General features: G+C 68.6%; 18 protein-coding genes and 2 riboswitches. Of the genes, 9 read left to right on the top strand and 9 right to left on the bottom strand.

The window, feature by feature from the left end:
- Positions 1 to 358 precede the first annotated feature (358 nt).
- A riboswitch (TPP riboswitch) is annotated at positions 359 to 474 on the top strand.
- Positions 466 to 2,100: a phosphomethylpyrimidine synthase ThiC gene (thiC, locus tag QSK35_RS24655; protein ID WP_285749847.1), complete on the top strand. Its 1,635-nt coding sequence runs from the start codon at positions 466 to 468 to the stop codon at positions 2,098 to 2,100. Its footprint overlaps the riboswitch before it by 9 nt.
- Positions 2,101 to 2,104: 4 nt before the next feature.
- On the top strand, positions 2,105 to 2,917 hold the full coding sequence (gene thiD, locus QSK35_RS24660) for a bifunctional hydroxymethylpyrimidine kinase/phosphomethylpyrimidine kinase (RefSeq protein ID WP_285749848.1): 813 nt from the start codon (positions 2,105 to 2,107) through the stop codon (positions 2,915 to 2,917).
- Here the strand turns inward: thiD and QSK35_RS24665 are convergent.
- Positions 2,860 to 3,465: a TetR/AcrR family transcriptional regulator gene (locus QSK35_RS24665; RefSeq protein ID WP_285749849.1), complete on the bottom strand. Its 606-nt coding sequence runs from the start codon at positions 3,463 to 3,465 to the stop codon at positions 2,860 to 2,862. The genes thiD and QSK35_RS24665 overlap by 58 nt on opposite strands.
- Here QSK35_RS24665 and QSK35_RS24670 point away from each other — a divergent pair.
- Positions 3,464 to 3,889, top strand: coding sequence for an SRPBCC domain-containing protein (locus QSK35_RS24670; RefSeq protein WP_285749850.1), 426 nt, complete (start codon positions 3,464 to 3,466; stop codon positions 3,887 to 3,889). The two genes, QSK35_RS24665 and QSK35_RS24670, sit on opposite strands and share 2 nt — an antisense overlap.
- Here the strand turns inward: QSK35_RS24670 and QSK35_RS24675 are convergent.
- The 4 genes from QSK35_RS24675 to thiO form a co-directional block, all read right to left on the bottom strand.
- Positions 3,857 to 4,300 (bottom strand): MarR family winged helix-turn-helix transcriptional regulator, encoded by a 444-nt coding sequence (locus tag QSK35_RS24675; protein WP_285749851.1) that lies wholly within the window; start codon positions 4,298 to 4,300, stop codon positions 3,857 to 3,859. The two genes, QSK35_RS24670 and QSK35_RS24675, sit on opposite strands and share 33 nt — an antisense overlap.
- 98 nt (positions 4,301 to 4,398) lie before the next feature.
- Positions 4,399 to 5,154: a thiazole synthase gene (locus tag QSK35_RS24680; RefSeq protein ID WP_285749852.1), complete on the bottom strand. Its 756-nt coding sequence runs from the start codon at positions 5,152 to 5,154 to the stop codon at positions 4,399 to 4,401.
- 1 nt (position 5,155) lies between these two features.
- On the bottom strand, positions 5,156 to 5,356 hold the full coding sequence (gene thiS, locus QSK35_RS24685; RefSeq protein WP_285749853.1) for a sulfur carrier protein ThiS: 201 nt from the start codon (positions 5,354 to 5,356) through the stop codon (positions 5,156 to 5,158).
- Complete coding sequence (gene thiO / locus QSK35_RS24690) at positions 5,353 to 6,336, bottom strand: glycine oxidase ThiO (protein ID WP_502881709.1); 984 nt, start codon at positions 6,334 to 6,336, stop codon at positions 5,353 to 5,355. The genes thiS and thiO overlap by 4 nt, the downstream gene beginning before the upstream one ends.
- Positions 6,331 to 6,442: riboswitch (TPP riboswitch) on the bottom strand. It overlaps the preceding gene by 6 nt.
- Positions 6,443 to 6,469: 27 nt before the next feature.
- Between thiO and thiE the strand changes: the two genes are divergently transcribed.
- Together thiE and QSK35_RS24700 are read left to right on the top strand one after the other, a co-directional pair.
- Positions 6,470 to 7,117: a thiamine phosphate synthase gene (thiE, locus tag QSK35_RS24695; RefSeq protein ID WP_285749855.1), complete on the top strand. Its 648-nt coding sequence runs from the start codon at positions 6,470 to 6,472 to the stop codon at positions 7,115 to 7,117.
- Positions 7,114 to 7,881: a dioxygenase family protein gene (locus tag QSK35_RS24700; RefSeq protein WP_285750063.1), complete on the top strand. Its 768-nt coding sequence runs from the start codon at positions 7,114 to 7,116 to the stop codon at positions 7,879 to 7,881. Before thiE ends, QSK35_RS24700 begins: the two co-directional genes overlap by 4 nt.
- Here the strand turns inward: QSK35_RS24700 and QSK35_RS24705 are convergent, their stop codons facing one another.
- On the bottom strand, positions 7,882 to 9,033 hold the full coding sequence (locus QSK35_RS24705; protein WP_285749856.1) for a S1 family peptidase: 1,152 nt from the start codon (positions 9,031 to 9,033) through the stop codon (positions 7,882 to 7,884). It lies immediately after the preceding gene.
- A gap of 357 nt (positions 9,034 to 9,390) precedes the next feature.
- Positions 9,391 to 9,873, bottom strand: a complete 483-nt coding sequence (locus QSK35_RS24710) for a hypothetical protein (RefSeq protein WP_285749857.1) — start codon at positions 9,871 to 9,873, stop codon at positions 9,391 to 9,393.
- 65 nt (positions 9,874 to 9,938) lie between these two features.
- Between QSK35_RS24710 and QSK35_RS24715 the strand changes: the two genes are divergently transcribed.
- Positions 9,939 to 10,859, top strand: coding sequence for a threonine ammonia-lyase (locus tag QSK35_RS24715; protein WP_285749858.1), 921 nt, complete (start codon positions 9,939 to 9,941; stop codon positions 10,857 to 10,859).
- Here the strand turns inward: QSK35_RS24715 and QSK35_RS24720 are convergent.
- Positions 10,833 to 12,317 carry an MFS transporter gene (locus QSK35_RS24720; protein WP_285749859.1) on the bottom strand — a complete coding sequence of 495 codons (1,485 nt, stop codon included), beginning with the start codon at positions 12,315 to 12,317 and terminating at the stop codon, positions 10,833 to 10,835. The two genes, QSK35_RS24715 and QSK35_RS24720, sit on opposite strands and share 27 nt — an antisense overlap.
- Positions 12,318 to 12,323: 6 nt before the next feature.
- Positions 12,324 to 13,079, bottom strand: coding sequence for a GntR family transcriptional regulator (locus QSK35_RS24725; protein ID WP_146352630.1), 756 nt, complete (start codon positions 13,077 to 13,079; stop codon positions 12,324 to 12,326).
- 256 nt (positions 13,080 to 13,335) lie between these two features.
- On the opposite strand from QSK35_RS24725, the gene QSK35_RS24730 reads away from it, so the two are divergent.
- Genes QSK35_RS24730 through QSK35_RS24740 form a run of 3 tightly spaced genes read left to right on the top strand, consistent with a single transcriptional unit; the run spans position 13,336 to position 16,437 of the window.
- Positions 13,336 to 14,619: a sugar ABC transporter substrate-binding protein gene (locus tag QSK35_RS24730; RefSeq protein ID WP_285749860.1), complete on the top strand. Its 1,284-nt coding sequence runs from the start codon at positions 13,336 to 13,338 to the stop codon at positions 14,617 to 14,619.
- 10 nt (positions 14,620 to 14,629) lie between these two features.
- Complete coding sequence (locus tag QSK35_RS24735) at positions 14,630 to 15,625, top strand: carbohydrate ABC transporter permease (RefSeq protein ID WP_285749861.1); 996 nt, start codon at positions 14,630 to 14,632, stop codon at positions 15,623 to 15,625.
- Positions 15,622 to 16,437, top strand: coding sequence for a carbohydrate ABC transporter permease (locus tag QSK35_RS24740; RefSeq protein WP_285749862.1), 816 nt, complete (start codon positions 15,622 to 15,624; stop codon positions 16,435 to 16,437). Before QSK35_RS24735 ends, QSK35_RS24740 begins: the two co-directional genes overlap by 4 nt.

Genomic DNA, 16,437 nt, shown 5'->3' on the forward strand with positions numbered 1-16,437 from the left:
GCGCCGCACCGCGAGCACGCGAGCAGCGTCATCGCCCAGTCGACGCAGGTCCACGGGTACTTTCCCACGTCGGCGCCGATCACCAGCTCGGCCAGTTCACGGTCCGCGAGCTGCTCCATGGATCGGAGGACTTCCCAGTCCGCCAACCAGAACTGGTCGAGCAGCTCGGCGCAGTACCGGCATTCGGGATAGCCGCGGCCGGCCAGCTCGCCGCACGACGGGCACGCGGAGACCACTGCGGGACGTTCGCCTCGTCGCGCGCCGGGTGGGTACGGCTGGTGATCAGCCACGCGGGAAAGAGTAGGCCCAAACCGCCCCCTTGGCAGCCACGGCGCGCCCTGGCTATGGTCGGACGGACAACTCAACACGCGGGAGCTCGCGCCACAGCGGGCTGAGAGGGTGACTCGACGGTGTCACCGACCGCCTGAACCTGACCGGGTAATGCCGGCGTAGGGAGGAAATGTCGTGACGGCACTTGACGACCGCTCGGTCCGGCCGAACGTGACCACCGGGCCCATCTCGGGCTCCAGGAAGGTGTACCGCGACGGTGTGCCGTTCCGCAGGGTGGAACTCACGAACGGCGAGCACGTCGACCTGTACGACACTTCCGGTCCATATACCGACGACAACGCGGTGATCGACGTCCACAGTGGACTGTCGCCGCTGCGGTCGGAGTGGATCGCCGCACGGGAACCGATCAACGGCGCCGTCACGCAGCTGGCGTACGCCAAGGCCGGGATCATCACCCCCGAGATGCGCTACATCGCGACCAGGGAGAACCTCGACGCGGAGTTCGTCCGCAACGAGGTCGCCATCGGCCGCGCGGTGATCCCGTTGAACCGCAAGCACCCCGAGGCCGAGCCGATGATCATCGGCAAGAAGTTCCTCGTCAAGATCAACGCCAACATCGGCAACTCGGCCGTGTCCTCGTCCATCGAGGACGAGGTCGACAAGATGGTGTGGGCGACCCGCTGGGGCGCCGACACGATCATGGACCTGTCCACCGGCAAGCGCATCCACGAGACGCGCGAGTGGATCATGCGCAACTCGCCGGTCCCGGTCGGCACCGTGCCGATCTACCAGGCGCTGGAGAAGGTCAACGGCGATCCCGCGCAGCTCTCGTGGGAGGTCTACCGCGACACCGTGATCGAGCAGTGCGAGCAGGGTGTCGACTACATGACCGTGCACGCGGGCGTGCTGCTGCGCTACGTCCCGCTGACCGCACGGCGCGTGACCGGCATCGTCTCGCGCGGCGGTTCGATCATGGCCGCGTGGTGCCTGGCGCACCACAAGGAGAGCTTCCTCTACACGCACTTCGAGGAGCTCTGCGACATCCTGCGCACCTACGACGTGACGTTCTCGCTGGGTGACGGCCTGCGGCCGGGCTCGATCGCGGACGCCAACGACGAGGCGCAGTTCGCCGAACTGAGGACCCTGGGCGAGCTCACGCACATCGCGCGGGCGAAGGACGTGCAGGTGATGATCGAGGGCCCCGGCCACGTGCCGATGCACAAGATCGCCGAGAACGTCCGGCTGGAGGAGGAGTGGTGCGGCGAGGCGCCGTTCTACACCCTCGGCCCGCTGGCCACGGACATCGCGCCGGCGTACGACCACATCACGTCCGCGATCGGTGCCGCGCAGATCGGCTGGCTGGGCACCGCGATGCTCTGCTACGTCACGCCCAAGGAGCACCTGGGCCTGCCCAACCGCGACGACGTGAAGACCGGCGTGATCACGTACAAGATCGCGGCGCACTCGGCCGACCTCGCCAAGGGTCACCCCGGCGTCCAGGACTGGGACGACGCCCTGTCCAAGGCGCGCTTCGAGTTCCGCTGGGAGGACCAGTTCAACCTGTCGCTGGACCCGGACACGGCCCGTTCGTTCCACGACGAGACGCTGCCCGCGGAACCGGCGAAGACCGCGCACTTCTGCTCGATGTGCGGGCCGAAGTTCTGCTCGATGAAGATCACGCAGGACGTCCGCAAGTACGCCGAGGAACGCGGACTGTCCACTGTGGAGGCCATTGAGGCCGGCATGTCCGAGAAGTCGCACGAGTTCTCCGACCACGGCAACAAGGTCTACCTGCCGGTCGTGGAATGACGGAATGACCACGCCACCTCGTGTCCTCACCATCGCCGGATCCGACTCCGGCGGTGGTGCGGGCATCCAGGCCGACCTCCGCACGCTCTTCGCGTGCGGGGTGCACGGCTGCACCGCGGTCACCGCCGTGACCGTGCAGAACTCCTTGGGCGTCACGGACTTCGTGGAGATCCCACCGTCCGTCGTCGCCGCTCAGATCATCTCGGTGGTCGAGGACATCGGCGTGCAGGCCGCCAAGACCGGCATGCTCGCGTCCGCTCAGATCATCGAGGCGATCGCACCCGCGCTCGACGAGGTCGGGATCGGCGGGTCCGGTATCCCGTTCGTCGTCGACCCGGTCGCCGCGTCCATGCACGGCAACCAGCTGCTGGCCGACAGCGCGCTGGACGCGTTGCGGGGGCTGCTGTTCCCGCGCGCGACCCTGGTCACGCCCAACCTCGACGAGGTGCGACTGATCACCGGGATCACCGTGCGGGACCGCGACGACCAGCGCAAGGCGGCCGAGGCGCTGCACGCGCTCGGCCCGCAGTGGGTGCTGGTCAAGGGCGGGCACATGTGGGACGACCCCGAGTGCCTGGACCTGCTGTTCGACGGCCGGGACTTCATCGAGCTGCCGGGTCCGCGTTACGAAACCAAGCACACGCACGGGTCCGGCGACACGCTCGCGTCGTCGATCAGCTCGGCGCTCGCCCGCGGCGCGGATGTGCCGGAGGCCGTGCGGTTCGGCAAGGACTTCATCGTGAAGTCGGTCGAGGCGTCCTACCCGCTGGGCGGCGGCGTCGGCCCGGTGTCGCCGATGTGGCGGCTCGACAGGTAGTGCTCGTACATGGCCCGGAGATCGGTGGTCTCCGGGTCGAGCAGCCACACCGTCAGCGCGCCTTCCAGGAACGCGATCAGCTCGGTCGCGCCCGCGTCACCCAGTTCGGCCGCGAAATGCCCGCGCAGCAAGCGGTTGCGCGCCCGGAACCGGTCTCGCACCGCCGAGTCGGTCGCGATGTGCTCGGCCTGCAGCACGGTGTGCAGTGTCGCGAGTCCCTTGTGCGCCATCGTGTACTCGGCGTCCTCGAGCAACGCCTCACGCAGGCTCCGGCTACCGACCCGCGCGGCGGCACGCGCGTCGAACTCGTCCAGGACGGCCTTGAGCAGGTTCTCCTTCGAACCGAAGTGGTGGATCACCGCGGACGGCGTCACGCCGGCGATCTTGGCGATGGCCGCGACACCCGTGCCCGCGTACCCGTTGCGCCCGAACAGCTCGATCGCGGCGTCGACGATCTCGCGGCGTCGCTCGACGCCGCGCTGCTGCACCTGTCCCTTGATCCCGACGATGAAAACAACTTTACCGAGCCCATTAGACTGAACAACCATGCAGGAAAATGAGGTCAGGACAGAGCTGGTCATCCCCGCGCCGATCAACGACGTGTGGGAGGTGCTGGTGGACTTCTCCGCCTATTCCACGTGGAACCCGGTGATGGAGTACATGCTGGTGGACGGCACGCGCACGAAGGTGCGGGCGGGTAAGGGCACGCCGTTCGCACGGGACTTCGAGGGCGAGATCACCTCGAAGGAGCCCTACGTGCTGAGGTCGCAGGGCGGTGATCCCGAGCAGTTCTTCGGCAGGCACCGCTGGGAGCTGCACGAGCACCCCGGCGGCACCCGCCTCGTGAACGCGGAGGAGTTCAGCGGTCCCATGGCCGAGGCCGTGCTCGCCCAGACCCGCGACGTGCTCGTTCGTGAGTTCGACGCCTTCAACGAGGCCCTACTTGCTGTCCTCGCCGACCAGCGTCTCTAGCGCGTCGAGGGCGCTGACCAGCGCGGCCTGGTGCTCCGGCGCCAGCTGCTCGATCCGGCGCTGCAGTTCGCGCACGCGGGCGGACCGCACGCCGGACACCATCGTCTCGCCCTCGGGCGTCGGCGTGGCGAGCCAGGCGCGGCCGTCCTGCGGGTCCGGCTCGCGCTTGACGTAGCCGGCCTCGACGAGGGCGGCGACGATGCGGGAGAGCGTCGGCGGGGCGACGCCCTCCTTCGTCGCGAGGTCGCCCAGCCGCATGGGCCCGCAGCGGGCGAGGGTGGCCAGCGCGGAGACCGCGCCGGGGCCGAGTCCAGGGGATCCGGTGCGGCGCAGCAACCGGGCCAGCCGGCCGATCGCCAGGTACAGGCGCGCGGTCGCGTCCTCGACCTCGGCGTCAATGGGGGCCGTCACGGCTCTCATGTCCTCCTGTGGTGATGAGCTCGCGCCGCGCGCGGCCACGCGTGCGGCGGGGTAATGCTCAAGGTTACCCATCGCCCAGGGAAGACGGCTCAGAGTGCGGGTGAAGACGCCTGTGCCCAGAAACGTTGCGGAATTCGGCCGGCCAGCCGAGCGAGCCTGCCCCCTTCGACCGCCGCCCGCATGGCCGCCGCCATCAGCTCCGGCTTCTCCGCCCTCGTCACCGCCGTCGCCAGCAGCACCGCCGAGCACCCGAGTTCCATGGCCAGCGCGGCATCGGACGCGGTACCGATGCCGGCGTCCAGAACGACCGGCACGGACGCGCGCGACACGATCAGCTCGATGTTGTGCGGGTTGCGGATCCCGAGACCGGTTCCGATCGGCGACCCGAGCGGCATCACCGTGGCGCATCCGATGTCCTCGAGCTTCAACGCCAGCACCGGATCGTCGTTGGTGTACGGCAGTACCACGAAGCCGTCGTCGACCAACTGCTCGGCGGCGTCCAGCAGTTCGACCGGGTCGGGCAGCAGGGTTTGTTCGTCGGCAACGACTTCCAGTTTGACCCAGTTCGTCTCCAACGCCTCGCGGGCCAGTCGTGCCGTCAACACGGCCTCAGCGGCCGAACGGCAGCCCGCGGTGTTCGGCAGGACGCCGATTCCCAGGCGCCGCAACAGGTCCAGCACGCCGGTCCGGCCCGCCGAGTCGACGCGCCGCATGGCGACGGTCGTCAGCTCGGTGCCGGACGCGACGAGCGCGCGTTCGAGCACGGACAGGTTCGTCGCGCCACCGGTGCCGGTGACCAGCCGCGACCGGAACTCGCGGCCCGCGATGATCAACGGGTCGTCCACGTCATCCTCCCTGCACTGCGGTGAGCACCTCGACCACACCACCTGATGGCACCAACGTCGAAGACCAGGCCGCCCTCGGCACGACCTCGCCGTCCAGGGCCACCGCGACACCCGACGGCGGCGCGTTCAGCAGCTCCAGGACGTGTGCGACGGTCGCGCCGTCCGGCAGGTCCCGGACCACGCCGTTGACCCGTGCGTTCACGGTGTTCCTCCCTTGAGCAGTTCGAGGACCCGCGCCGCCGTCAGCGGCGCCAGCAGCAGACCGTTGCGGTGGTGACCGCACGCGGCGATGACGCCGGGCTCCAGCCAGTCGACGATCGGCACGTTGTCCGGGCTGCCCGCGCGGAACCCGACCGCGCACTCGGCGAGCGCGTACTCGGCGATGCCCGGCAGCACGGTTTCCGCGTCCCGCAACAGGTCTCGCACGCCGGCGACCGTCACGTCGGTGTCGAACCCGGCTTCGTACTGGGTGGCGCCGACGACGACCCCGTCGTTGCGCGGCACGATGTACACCGGCCGCCCGGACACCGAAGCGCGGATCGTGTGCGTTGGTGGCGGCAGCGCCCCGGAACGTCTTGTCAGGCGCAGGATCTCGCCCTTCACCGGTCGGATCACGTCCTTCAGCGCCGGATGCAGGGCTCCGCTCCACGCCCCCGCCGCGATCACCGTGAACCGTCCGTCCACATTGGAATTGAAGGTGACCCCGGTCTCGACGCAAGCCTTGCGCAGCGCGGAAAGCAGCTCGCGGTTGTCCACCGCCAGATCTCCCGGCGCGAACACCCCGCCGCGCACCGCCGGCCCCAACGCCGGCTCCACCTGTCGGATCGCCCTATTGTTCAACAATTCTACTTCACCATTGTTGAACAATCCCTCAATACGACGAAGTTCGGCCAGGTCGCCGGGCAAAGTCCCGACCACGATCGTCCCATTGTTGAACAATTCTACGTTCAGCTCAGCGGCGAACCCCGGCCACCGAGCCAGCGCCGCAACACCTTGCGCGGTAACGGTTTCCTCACCCGGCCAAGCCTCTGAGACGGGCGCGAGCATGCCGCCCGCGACGACCGAACCGCCGTGCGGCGAGCCGAGATCGTGCACGTTCACGGAGAACCCGTCGCGCGCGGCGAACCACGCCACGGACAGGCCGATGACACCGCCGCCGAGGACGGACACTTCTACGGTCAAGGCATTCACGCTCCCTGCGCCGGCATGACCCGGATCAGGTTCGACGGTCGGAGCGAACCACGCTCCCTCTCAGCCCGGTGTTCTCCAGGCTCCCGTGCGGACCAAGCCCCACCGTAACGGTTACCGTGCGAGCGTGCCAGGACTCGACGGAAACCTGATCAGGCAACGACTCGCCGACGCGAACCTGTACCTCTGCACCCCGAACCGCCCGGACCTCGCGGAGTTCGTGGACGCGGCGCTCGCGGGCGGCGTCGACATCGTGCAGCTGCGCGACAAGTCGTTGGAGGCCAAGCAGGAGATCGCCGCGCTCGAACAGATCGCGGGCATCTGCGAGGATCGGGGTGCGCTGCTCGCCGTCAACGACCGCGCGGACGTCGCGTACGCGGTGAAGGCGGACGTGCTGCACCTCGGCCAGGACGACCTGCCGGTGGCGATCGCGCGCCACGTCGTGGGCGAGAAGATGGTCATCGGCCGCTCCACGCACGACGTGGACCAGATGCGCGCCGCGTCCACCCAGCACGGCGCGGACTACTTCTGCACCGGCCCGTGCTGGCCGACGCCGACGAAGCCGGGCCGCCCGGCCCCCGGACTCGATCTGGTCAAAGCCACCAGGGGCTGCATCCGCCCCTGGTTCGCCATCGGCGGCATCGACCAGTCGAACCTCAGTCAGGTGCTCGAGGCCGGCGCGACCCGCGTCGTCGTCGTGCGCGCCATCACCGAGGCCGAGGACCCCAAGACCGCGGCAGAGTCGTTGAAATTTGAACTAAATCGCGTACGCTGAGAGGCGTGACCGCACCTGTCCTGTACCTGAGCCACGGCGCTCCTCCGCTGGCTGACGACGAGCGGTGGACCAAGGAGCTCCGGGACTGGTCCGCCGCCCTCCCGCGCCCGGAGGCCGTCCTGATGGTCTCCGCGCACTGGGAGGAGGCGCCGACGACGATCGGTGCCACCACGACCGTGCCGCTGACGTACGACTTCTGGGGCTTCCCACAGCGCTATTACCAGGTGAAGTACCCGGCGCCCGGCGCTCCGGAGCTGGCGGACGACGTCCGCAAGCTGCTCGGCCACGTCGCCCAGGACGAGACGCGCGGGCTCGACCATGGCGCGTACGTCCCATTGAAGGAGATGTTCCCGGACGCCGACGTGCCGGTGCTGCAGATGTCCATGCCGACGCTGGACCCGCGCGAGCTGCACGAGATCGGCCGCAGGCTGGCGCCGTTGCGCGACCAGAACGTCCTGATCGTCGGCAGCGGCTTCATGACGCACAACCTGAGCTGCGTGAACTTCCCGGCGGGCCCGGACTACGAGCCGCCGTCGTGGTCGAAGGAGTTCGACGACTGGGCGAACGAGCGGCTGAGCGAGGGTGACGTGGACGCGTTGCTGGACTTCGAGGTGAAGGCACCCGCGGCCGGGATCGCGCATCCGCGCACCGAGCACTTCGCACCGCTGTTCGTGGCACTCGGCGCGGCGACGCACGAGAAAGCCCGTACCAGCGTTGAAGGCTTCTGGTACGGGCTCTCGAAACGGTCTGTTCAGTTCAGCTGATCATCCGGTCACGAGGCGCAGGCCGTAGCGCTGCAGGATCGGGTTGACTGGCTGGAAATACGTGGTGCCGCCGGAGGTGCAGTTGCCGGAACCACCGGAGGTCACGCCCTGGGCCTGACCGAAGCCGGTGCCCGCCACCCACGAACCACCGGAGTCACCCGGCTCCGCGCAGGCGCTCGTCTTGGTGAGGCCGCGCACCTGGCCCTGCGCGTAGTTGACGGTCTGGTTGTAGGCCTGGACCCGGCCACAACGCCAGCCGGTGGTCGAGCCGGAGCGGCAGATCGTCGCGCCGATCGCGGCCACGGTCGAGCCCTTCACGATCACGTTCGCGCCTCCGTAGTGGTTGACCCACGGGCGAGGCGTCCAGTTCGAGTTGGTCCGGACCCACGCGTAGTCGTTGCCGGGGAACACGCTGGCCGCGAAGGTGCCCTGGGAGACGCGGTTGTAGCCCTGGGTCGCGGTGCCCGCGCGACCACAGTGGCCGGCGATCACGAAGCCGCCCTGGACGGAGAACCCGAGCGAGCAGCGTCCGCCGCCCATGTAGACCGCGTCACCGCCGCGCAGGTCGTACAGCGGCGTCGGCGACTCGGTCACCTCGGCGACCTGGACCGCGGGGCTGATCGACCGGACGGTCTTCAGGAACGCCTCGGTGGCGGCGTCGCGCTGGGTCTTGTTGACCTCGACCACGACGCTGTTGGTCTGGTCGTCGACCCGCCAGCTCGTGACGCTCGACGGCGCCTTCAGCACGTCCAGAACAGTCTTGGTGCCGTTGAGTTGCTGCTGCGAGTACTTGACGGTCCTCACATCGGCGCCGTCGACGGTAACGCCGGGCTTGGTTGAGGCGATCTGCAACTTGCCGGACGACTGGTCGATCCAAGCGCCGCCGAACGCCTCGCCGAGTTGAGACTTGGCGGAGTTCTCGATGGAGCCGGACCGCTCATCGCTGGCGAGACGGACGCGTGCTTGATCGGCGTTCAGGCCCAGATCCCGCTGGACCGCCTGGAGCAACTCGGACGGGTAGCTCTCCGTGTTGGAACTGGTAGCCCCGGCGGGTGCGGCAGGGTCCGCAAACGCCGGTACGCTGAGAGCAGTCACGACTCCGGTGGCGAGCAACACGGCACCGGTTAAACGGGCCGCACTCGTGCGGTTCATCAGACGTCTCCCTCATCTTCGGGTGCAGGGGTGCCCGAGAGCTGGTTGCAGGGACCTCTCTCGGGTGCTCTAGGGGGACGGGTGGTGGGGCGGCGGCAGGGGTCGCCCCACCCCTCCAACTCTCGTTTCCTCGTTCTTCCGGGCGCTGCGCGTCAGTGGATCAGCCACGAGCTGCATCACGCCCTCCTCCCAGGCCTCCTCGAACAGCCGATCCGTGTCGCCCATTCGAGTGAAGTTATGAGCCTGTTATCTATAACGGCAGGGGCCAACTGTGGTCGAAGTGTGTCACAGCTCACGACTGATCAACTGCGCTCCGTAGCCCTTGACAGTTAACGCGACCACGAATCGGTGAAACGATCACCTAATGGTGGTGACAGTTGACGAAGGCGCTGAGCTGCTGGAAGGCAGCTGAGATGACGGGGGTTCGGTCGTAGTGGTGCGTTCGGCGGGCGACTGAGTGGTCGCCGGAGTGGACTCCGTCGGCCGGACCGTTTCCTTGATCGTCTCGGTGGATCTTTCGATCACCTTTTGCGTTTCCGTCGGGATCGGCTGCTGGGCCTTCACCGGGGTGCCCTGGACGATCCGCACGCTCGCCACGACGGCCACCACGGTGAGCGACACGAGCAGTCCGCCCACGGCGACCACCTGCCACCGCTTCTCGCGCTCCATCGAGCGCTGGTAGAGAACGGCGCCGATGGTGGTGGCCAGGCTCGCGACCACCGCTCCGATGACGGTGCCGACGACGTTGAGGCGCAGGCTCAGCAGCGCCGCGGTGACGGCGGCGAGCACGCTCGCGACGATCTTGGTCGGGGTGATCTTCTCGGTCTTCTCCGCAGTCATGGCAAAAAGTGGGACGCCCGGACCACTTCTTCGGTTGGGCCGCGGTGACGTGCATCATCGGAACCATGCGACTGGTGACGATCTCCGACATCGAAGCGGCCGCCGAGGCCATCTCACCCGTGGTCCTGCGCACGCCGCTGCTGCCGTGGGGCGACGGGCAGCTGTGGCTCAAGCCGGAGAACCTGCAGCCGATCGGCGCGTTCAAGATCCGCGGCGCGTTCAACGCCCTGTCCCGCCTGCCCGAGGGCACGAACGTCGTCGCCTACTCCAGCGGCAACCACGCCCAGGCCGTCGCCTACGCCGCGAAGCTCGCCGGGGTGAAGGCCACGATCGTCGTGCCGGACAACACGCCGCAGCTCAAGATCGACGCGACCCGCTCGCACGGCGCCGACGTCGTGCTCGTGCCGATCGGTCAGCGCGAGGCGCGGGCCGAGGAGCTCGTCGAGGAGCTGGGCGCCGCGCTCATCCCGCCGTTCGACCACCCCGACGTGATCGCCGGGCAGGGCACCATCGGCCTGGAGATCGTCGCGGACCTGCCGGACGTCTCGACCGTGATCGTTCCCGTCAGCGGCGGCGGGCTCATCTCCGGCATCGCGACGGCCGTGAAGTCGCTGCGGCCGGGCGTGCGGGTCATCGGGGTCGAGCCGGAGCTGGCCGGGGACGCGGCGGAGTCGTTCCGCGCGGGCGAGCTGGTGCGGTGGTCGCCGCAGGACCGGGCGCGCACGATCGCGGACGGGCTGCGGGCCGAACCGTCCGAGCTGACGTTCGCGCACATCCGGAAGTACGTCGACGACATCGTCACCGTGTCCGACGAGGAGATCGGGGCGGCGGTGGCGCAGATCGCGCGGCGGACCCGGATCGTCGCCGAGCCGAGCGGGGCGACCGTCGTGGCCGCCTACCCGAAGGTCGCGAACGGCAAGACCGTCGGCGTCGTGTCCGGCGGCAACATCGAGCCGGCCCTACTGGCCCGCCTGCTGAGCTCCTGAGAGCTCGTGGGTGCCCGGCTTGATGTGCGTCGGCGGACCCTCCACACCGAGGTGCATGCACTCACCGGTGTGCGGGCACTCGTCCGGCTCAGCCGGGACGTCGAGGACCTTGTTGTCGACGCCCAGCGCCATCAGCCCGCCGGCGGCCGCGGCTATCGCGCACAGCACTAGGGCCATCTGCCAGCTCGACGTGAGGGCGGCCGGGTCGCTGTACCGGTCGCCGGTCAGGCCGACGACGCTCGGCAGGACCGCGACCGCCAGCAGGCTGCCGGTTCGGGCGACCGCGTTGTTCACACCCGACGCGATGCCCGCGTGCCGGTCCGGCGCGGCGGCCAGCACGGTGGCGGTCACGGGAGCGACGACGGCGGCGAGGCCGACGCCGAAGACGAGCACGCCCGGCAGCACGTCGGTCAGGTATGACGAGCCCGGGACGGCGTTGCGCAGCAGCAACATGCCCGCCCCGACCAGCATCGGCCCGATCACCAGCTGGGCCCGCGGACCGTACTTCTGCGCGAGCCGGCCGGACTGGGCCGACGTCAGCAGCATGATGATCGTGATCGGCACGCTGGCCAGGCCCGCCGCCGTCGGCGAGTAGCCGGCCGACACCTGCAGCTGCAGCACCAGCAGCCACATGACCGCGCCCAGCGCGCCGTACATGAGGAACGTCAGGCCGTTGGACAGCACGAACGTCCGGTCCCGGAACAGCTCCGGCGGCACCAGCGGGTCCGAGCTGCGCGCCTGGACCACGCCGAACACGATCAACGCGACCATCCCGAGCCCGGCCCAGAGGTAGGACTGTTCGACGATCCCGCCGGTCAGCAGGGCCAGCCCGATCGCGCCGACCCCCGAGCTGACGTAGTCGGGATGGCCGGCCTCGTCGTCTTTCGACTCGGGCACCGATTTCAGCGCGAGCCACACGCACAGCGCGGCCACGGGCAGGTTGATCAGGAAGGCCAGCCGCCACGACCACACCTGCACGAGCAGCCCGCCGACGAGCGGCCCGATCGCGGTGGCCACGCCGGACAGCCCGGACCACGCCCCGATCGCCCTGGACCGGGCGTCGCGTCCGAACGAGGACTGCAGGATCGCCAGCGCGCCGGGCGTGAGCAGAGCCCCGCCGATCCCCTGCAGCACGCGCGCGAGGACCAGGGTCCACACGTTCGTCGCGACACCGCACAGCAGTGACGAGAGACCGAACCAGACGACGCCGATCACGTAGACGCGCCGCCGCCCGAACCGGTCCCCCAGCGATCCAGCGACGAGGATCAGCGAAGCCAGGGCGAGCAGGTACCCGTTGAGGATCCACTGGAGATCCGTGACGGACGCCTCGAGCTCGTCACCGATGCGCGGCAGCGCGACGTTGACGATCGTGGAGTCGAGCATCGCCATGCCCGACCCGATGATCGTGGTGGCCAGCACCAGGCGAGCGCGCGGCGTCCCCCAGGCGATGTCGGCCACGGCGGTCTACTGCGGACGGTTCAGCGTGGCGACGAACTTGTACCGGTCGCCGCGGTACACCGACCGCACCCACTCGATCGGGTTGCCCTCGGTGTCGAACGAGTGCCGGGACAGCAGCAGCATCGGCAGGCCGATGTCCGCGCCGAGCAGCTCGGCCTCCTCGGGCGACGCGAGCGCCGTCTCGATCGTCTCCTCCGCGTGTCCCATCTCGACACCGAACCGCTCGCGCAGCACCTGGTACAGCGAGGCGCCGGGCGCCAGGTACCGGCGCAGCCCGCGGAACCGGCCGAGCGCGAGGTGGGTCGTCTCGATCGCCATCGGCTCGCCGTCGGCCAGACGGAGGCGGTGCAGCCGCAGCACCTTCGCACCGGGACGGACGCCCAGCAGCCGGGCGAGCTCCGCCTCGGCGGGCTGTTCGGACGCCTCGATCAGCTTCGAGGACGGCACCCGGCCCTGCGCCTTCATGTCCTCTGTGTACGAAGACAGCTGCAGTCGCTGTGCGACCTTCGGCTCAGCCGCGAAGGTCCCCTTGCCCTGCACGCGGAGCAGCCTGCCCTCGACGGTCAGCTCCGCAAGCGCTTGGCGCACCGTGGTTCGGGAGACGTCGAACTCCGCCGCCAGTGATCGTTCCGTCGGGATCGGCGACCCCGGCGGCAACGCGCGCAGCAGGTCGAGCAGATGCCGCTTGAGACCCCAGTACTTGGGCTCGCGCTGCGCACGGGTCCTGGCGTCCACGCCCGATGCAGGCGTCGTCTCCAGCATGGCCTCCTCCTCGAACTTCACAACCACGCCTGTCAAGGATGCCTTGTCCGTGCCGATTCGTGCGCTCGAACCCCCGATAACCCGCGAGAAGGGCGCATCAAGCGGTTGAAAATCGACACGCAAATGATCGGATGACTTCGCAACGACTTGGCATCGGCCTTGACAGGATCTGTGGCGCGGCACACGCTAAGCCGCATTGGTCTGAACCACTTGGGCGTTCCGGCGCTGGAGCCGGGCTTGCTGAAAGGGCGCGACTGTGAAGGGCTGGAGAGGACTCGCTGCCGGTGCCGCCGCACTGGCGGTAGCCGTGGCCGGATGTGGCACGAGCACCAACAGTGGCAGCGGCGACTCAGGAGGAGAGAAGACGCTGACCGTGTGGCTGATGGACGGCTCCGCGCCGACCACGCTCACGGACGCCTTGAACAAGGAGTTCGAGGCGAGCAACAAGGGCGTCAAGGTCAAGTACGAGGTCCAGAAGTGGAACGGCATCCAGGAGAAGCTGACCACGGCGCTCAGCAGCAACACTCCCCCGGACGTCATCGAGCTCGGCAACACGCAGACCGCGGGCTTCGCGGACGAGAAGACGCTGACCGACCTCACCGCGGACAAGGGCCAGTTCAACGGTGGTGAGTGGCTGAGCGGTCTCGAGGACTCGCTCACCCTGAACGGCAAGAAGTTCGGTGTGCCGTTCTACGCCGCGAACCGCACGGTCATCTACCGCACGGACCTGTTCCAGGCCGCGGGCATCGCGAACCCGCCCACGTCGCGCGCCGAGTGGATCGACGCGATGAACAAGCTGAAGGCGGCCAACGCCTCGAACCCCGAGTTCCAGGCGCTGTACCTGCCGGGTCAGTCCTGGTACTTCCTGCTGTCCCTGCTCTGGGACGAGGGCGGCGACGTCGCCAAGGAGTCCGGTGGCAAGTGGACCGGCGCGCTCGACTCGGCGCAGTCCAAGGCCGGCTTCGAGGCGTACAAGTCGCTGGTCGACGCGTCCGGCACGAAGGCCGCGAAGGACACCGACGAGGCCAAGCCGCAGCAGTACGAGGTCTTCGAGACCGGCAACGTGGCCATGATGATCGGTCTCCCGTGGGAGCTCGGCAGCGCGGTCAAGGACAAGCCGGAGCTGAAGGACAAGACCTCGGCGTTCCCGATCCCGTCCAAGACGGCGGGCAAGACCGCGCCGGTCTTCCTGGGCGGCTCGAACCTCGCCATCCCGGCGAACAGCAAGAACGCCGACATCGCCAAGAAGTACCTGGCGCTGCTGAGCAGCAAGAAGTACCAGGACATGCTGGCCGAGGGCGGCGCCGTTCCGGGTACCTCGAAGGACACCTCGAAGCTGGAGTCCAACGCGGTCGGCAAGGCCCTCGCGAAGGCCGCGCCGAACGGCAAGGTCACCCCGACCACGCCGAAGTGGGCGGCCGTCGAGGCCGGCCAGAACCCGCTGAAGGACGCGCTGACCGCGTACCTGACGGGTGCCAAGCCGCTGGACACCGTGGCGAAGGAAGCCAACGAGGCCATCAGCAAGGCACTGGGAAGCTGACGACCGGATAATGACGGCCGTCAAGACGACCGAGTCGGCTGCGCCGGCGGGATCCGTCCCGCCGGCGCTGCCGCCTGCCGTGACGGGCGGCGCGCGCGAGCGCCGTCGTGGCGGCGCCTTCGACCGGGCGCTGCCCTACCTCCTGCTGGCGCCCGCGGTCATCGCGATCCTGTGGCTGATCGGGTTCCCGGTCGTCTCGGTGTTCGTGACCAGCTTCCGGCAGCTGAACCTCGGTGAGCTGTTCCGCGGCGAGATCGTGTGGACCGGGTTCGACAACTACGCCGAGATCCTGCAGGACGAGCGGTTCTGGGACGTGACGGTGCGGACGATCGTCTTCACCGTCGCCGTCGTCGCCACCTCGGTGATCGCCGGTCTGCTGATCGCGCTGCTGATGCGCTCGCTCAGCCCATGGGTGCGGATCGTGCTGCAGGTGACCATGCTGTGCGCGTGGGCGATGCCGATCCTCGCGTCCGCGACCGTCTACATCTGGATGTTCGACCAGACGTACGGGATCCTGAACAAGACCCTGGTCAAGCTCGGGTTCGACTCGTTCGCCGGGCACTCGTGGTTCTCGTCGGGCGCGTCGACGCTGACCGTGGTCGGTCTGCTGATCGTGTGGCAGGCGATCCCGTTCCTCGCGTTCTCCCTCTACGCCGGCCTGCTGGGCATCCCGCGCGATCTCTACGAGGCCGCGGGGATCGACGGCGCGAGCGGTGTGCAGACGTTCCGCGCGGTCACCTGGCCCGAGATCAAGTCCCTGCTGATGATGGTGACGTTCCTGTCGACGCTGTGGGACTTCAAGGTCTTCGCCCAGATCTGGGTGTTCAAGGAGGGCGGTCCGAGCGGCGAGAGCACGACGCTCGCCGTGCTGCAGTACCTGGAGGGCATCGCGAAGGGCCACTTCGGTGTGGGCGCGGCGGTCAGCGTGGTCATGATGATCATCCTGGCGCTGCTGACGTTCCAGTACCTGCGCAGGCTCCTGCGGACCGAGGAGGGACAGCTGTGAGAAGGCCGGTGGCCAACGTCTTCGGGCTCGTGCTCGCGGCGTTCTTCGCGTTCCCCACCTACTGGATGATCACGTCCGCGCTGAAGCCGAAGGGCACGCTGCTCACCAGCGGCTACGACCTGGTGCCGTTCAAGGTCACGGCCGTGAACTTCGTGACCGCGTGGACGAAACAGGGCTTCCTGTCGTCTCTGGCGAACAGCCTGACGGTCACGCTGACCGCGGTGCTGGCGTCGATCGTGGTCGGTCTGCTCGCCGCGGTCGCCATGTCCCGCCTGCGGTTCCGTGGCCGCAAGGGCTTCGTGCTGCTCATGCTCGTCGCCCAGATGGCGCCCTTCGAGGCGTTGCTCATCCCGATGTTCCTGATGATGCGCGACCTTCAGCTCTACGAACACCTGACGTCGCTGATCCTCGTGTACTTCGCGGTCACGCTGCCGTTCTGCGCGTGGACGTTGCGCGGCTTCGTCAACGGCATCCCGATCGAGCTCGAAGAGGCCGCGATGGTCGACGGCTGCGGTCGGTGGGGCGCGTTCCAGAAGGTGACGCTGCCGCTGCTCGGCCCCGGCCTGGTGGCCACGTCGGTGTTCGCGTTCATCACGGCGTGGAACGAGTTCCTGTTCGCCAAGGTGCTCATCCGCAGCCAGGACCGCGAGACGCTGCCGGTGTTCCTGTCCGGGTTCCAGACGGCGTTCGGCACCGACTGGGGTGGCGCGATGGCCGCCTCGGTGTTGTTCACGGTGCCCGCGCTCGTGTTCTTCCTGATCGTCCAGCGGAAGATGGTCGCCGGTGTCACGGCCGGCGCGGTGAAGGGATAA

The organism is Lentzea sp. NBRC 105346 (assembly GCF_030269605.1).
GTDB lineage: Bacteria > Actinomycetota > Actinomycetes > Mycobacteriales > Pseudonocardiaceae > Lentzea.

Excerpts from the sequence above, each read along its gene's own strand:
- thiD (WP_285749848.1), top strand. The coding sequence starts at position 2,105 with ATGACCACGCCACCTCGTGTCCTCACCATCGCCGGATCCGACTCCGGC.
- QSK35_RS24670 (WP_285749850.1), top strand. The coding sequence starts at position 3,464 with ATGCAGGAAAATGAGGTCAGGACAGAGCTGGTCATCCCCGCGCCGATC.
- QSK35_RS24665 (WP_285749849.1), bottom strand. The coding sequence starts at position 3,465 with ATGGTTGTTCAGTCTAATGGGCTCGGTAAAGTTGTTTTCATCGTCGGG.
- QSK35_RS24705 (WP_285749856.1), bottom strand. The coding sequence starts at position 9,033 with ATGAACCGCACGAGTGCGGCCCGTTTAACCGGTGCCGTGTTGCTCGCC.
- QSK35_RS24710 (WP_285749857.1), bottom strand. The coding sequence starts at position 9,873 with ATGACTGCGGAGAAGACCGAGAAGATCACCCCGACCAAGATCGTCGCG.
- QSK35_RS24715 (WP_285749858.1), top strand. The coding sequence starts at position 9,939 with ATGCGACTGGTGACGATCTCCGACATCGAAGCGGCCGCCGAGGCCATC.
- QSK35_RS24725 (WP_146352630.1), bottom strand. The coding sequence starts at position 13,079 with ATGCTGGAGACGACGCCTGCATCGGGCGTGGACGCCAGGACCCGTGCG.
- QSK35_RS24735 (WP_285749861.1), top strand. The coding sequence starts at position 14,630 with ATGACGGCCGTCAAGACGACCGAGTCGGCTGCGCCGGCGGGATCCGTC.